Annotated in this window: 4 protein-coding genes; 1 reads left to right on the plus strand and 3 read right to left on the minus strand. The window is 61.6% G+C overall.

The window, feature by feature from the left end; all coding sequences use genetic code 11:
• Positions 1 to 428: PPOX class F420-dependent oxidoreductase (locus J4F42_22310; GenBank protein MCE2488257.1), on the plus strand; the 428-nt coding region annotated here is incomplete at its 5' end.
• 23 nt (positions 429 to 451) lie between these two features.
• Here the strand turns inward: J4F42_22310 and J4F42_22315 are convergent.
• The 3 genes from J4F42_22315 to J4F42_22325 form a co-directional block, all read right to left on the minus strand.
• Complete coding sequence (locus J4F42_22315) at positions 452 to 868, minus strand: heme-binding protein (protein MCE2488258.1); 417 nt, start codon at positions 866 to 868, stop codon at positions 452 to 454.
• A 19-nt stretch (positions 869 to 887) separates the two neighbouring features.
• Positions 888 to 1,178 carry a SelT/SelW/SelH family protein gene (locus tag J4F42_22320; protein MCE2488259.1) on the minus strand — a complete coding sequence of 97 codons (291 nt, stop codon included), beginning with the start codon at positions 1,176 to 1,178 and terminating at the stop codon, positions 888 to 890.
• A 16-nt stretch (positions 1,179 to 1,194) separates the two neighbouring features.
• Positions 1,195 to 1,560, minus strand: a 366-nt coding sequence (locus J4F42_22325) for a hypothetical protein (GenBank protein MCE2488260.1), incomplete at its 5' end; no start/stop codon positions are given.

Below are 1,560 nucleotides of genomic sequence, written 5' to 3' on the forward strand. Positions count from 1 at the left end.
TCGGTGTTTGCAGCAGCACCGCATACAGTCAGGACAAAACCCTGGCCGGATTTCTGTCAGAAAAGCGCAACGCCACCCTGGCGACCATTCGGGCCGACGGCAGCTCGCAGCTGACCCCGGTGTGGTTCCACTGGGACGGTGAGCAGTTTGCGATTTCCATGACCACCGAGCGCGCCAAATACAAAAACCTGGCCCGCGACCCACGCATCAGTCTGTGCATCGACGACGTGACCGGTACCGCGTATGTCACCGCAGAGGGAAAAGCCGAGATCCGTGACAGCGATATCTGGGACGATACGCGCAAGATTCTGGTCAAGTATCGCGGCGAAGAAGGCGGGGCAGCCTACCTCGAACGGCTGAAAAAACAGCCCCGGGTGCTGGTCGTCTTCGCACCGACCCGGCTGGAAACGCTGGGGCTGGCCGAGTAGACCAGTCCCCGCGCGGCGCTGCTTTAGCCCGCAGCGTCCAGACCGGCTTGGGCACAGGCAATATCCTGCTCTACGGTTCCGCCGCTGACCCCAATTGCCCCGACCACGGCATCGCCGCTCCGAATCGGCAGCCCGCCGCCAAAGGTCACAATGCGCGGAAGATGGGGCACCCCGGCCACGAGCGCAGGATCGTCCTTGATAGAATTGAAAAATTCCTGCGATGGCATGCCCAACAGTGCGGTATAAGCTTTATTCTGGGATGCCTCAATACTGACCAAGGGGGTGCCCTCCATGCGACAAAACGCTTTCAGCAAGCCACTTTCGTCGAGAACGGCCACCACCTGGCCGATGCCCAGTTCCTCAGCCTTGGCAACGGCCGCAGCCACCATCTTTTGCGCAACGGCCGCGCTGATACTCTGCTTGGTAAACGTGTCTGCCATACGATGTCTCCTCCCGTGTTTATGAGCCTGACAGGCGGTCCGAGTGCCCCAGATCCTTTTCCGGCGCGATGCGGTCCCGGACCCGCTGTTTCAGCTCTTTGAGTTCAGGAAAACGCCCCTGCTCCTTGCGCGACCAGATCACCTCGTCGTTGAGCCAAACCTCAAAAATGCCGCTCCCGCCCGGCACCAGCGCCACCTCTCCCAACTCAGCGGCAAACGTCGTCAGCAGCTCCTGGGCTGTCCAGCCGGCGCGCAGCAGCCAGCGACACTGGCTGCAATACACAATCTCAATACGCGGCAGATGCGTCATAGTGCGGCGTTCAGGCTCAAAAAATCGCCACCGGCTGACACGGCGAGCCGGTGCTGCCGACAATGCGCAGCGGCATGGCGGAAAAGAGGAATTCGGAGCGTCCTTCCTCTTTACAAGCGGTGGCCAGGGCGTCGAGCGCCGCGTTATCAATCAGACACAGACCGAGCAGCGGAATCCCTAGATGGACGCCAAACACAAAGCCGTCATAGCCAATCGGGCGTTCGTCCATCAGATCCCAGACCAGGGCTGAGACATCGTGCTGGCGCAGCCACTCCAGACAGGCAATATGCAGCCCGGGGCGCGTGGTCACGCTGGCAAATCCCTGCGGCGAGATGACCGGCACCGCGTCCGGCTCGGCCGCCTCATACGCCTCACGGCCGCT

The sequence above is a fragment of the Desulfurellaceae bacterium genome (assembly GCA_021296095.1).
Taxonomy (GTDB): domain Bacteria; phylum Desulfobacterota; class Binatia; order Bin18; family Bin18; genus JAAXHF01.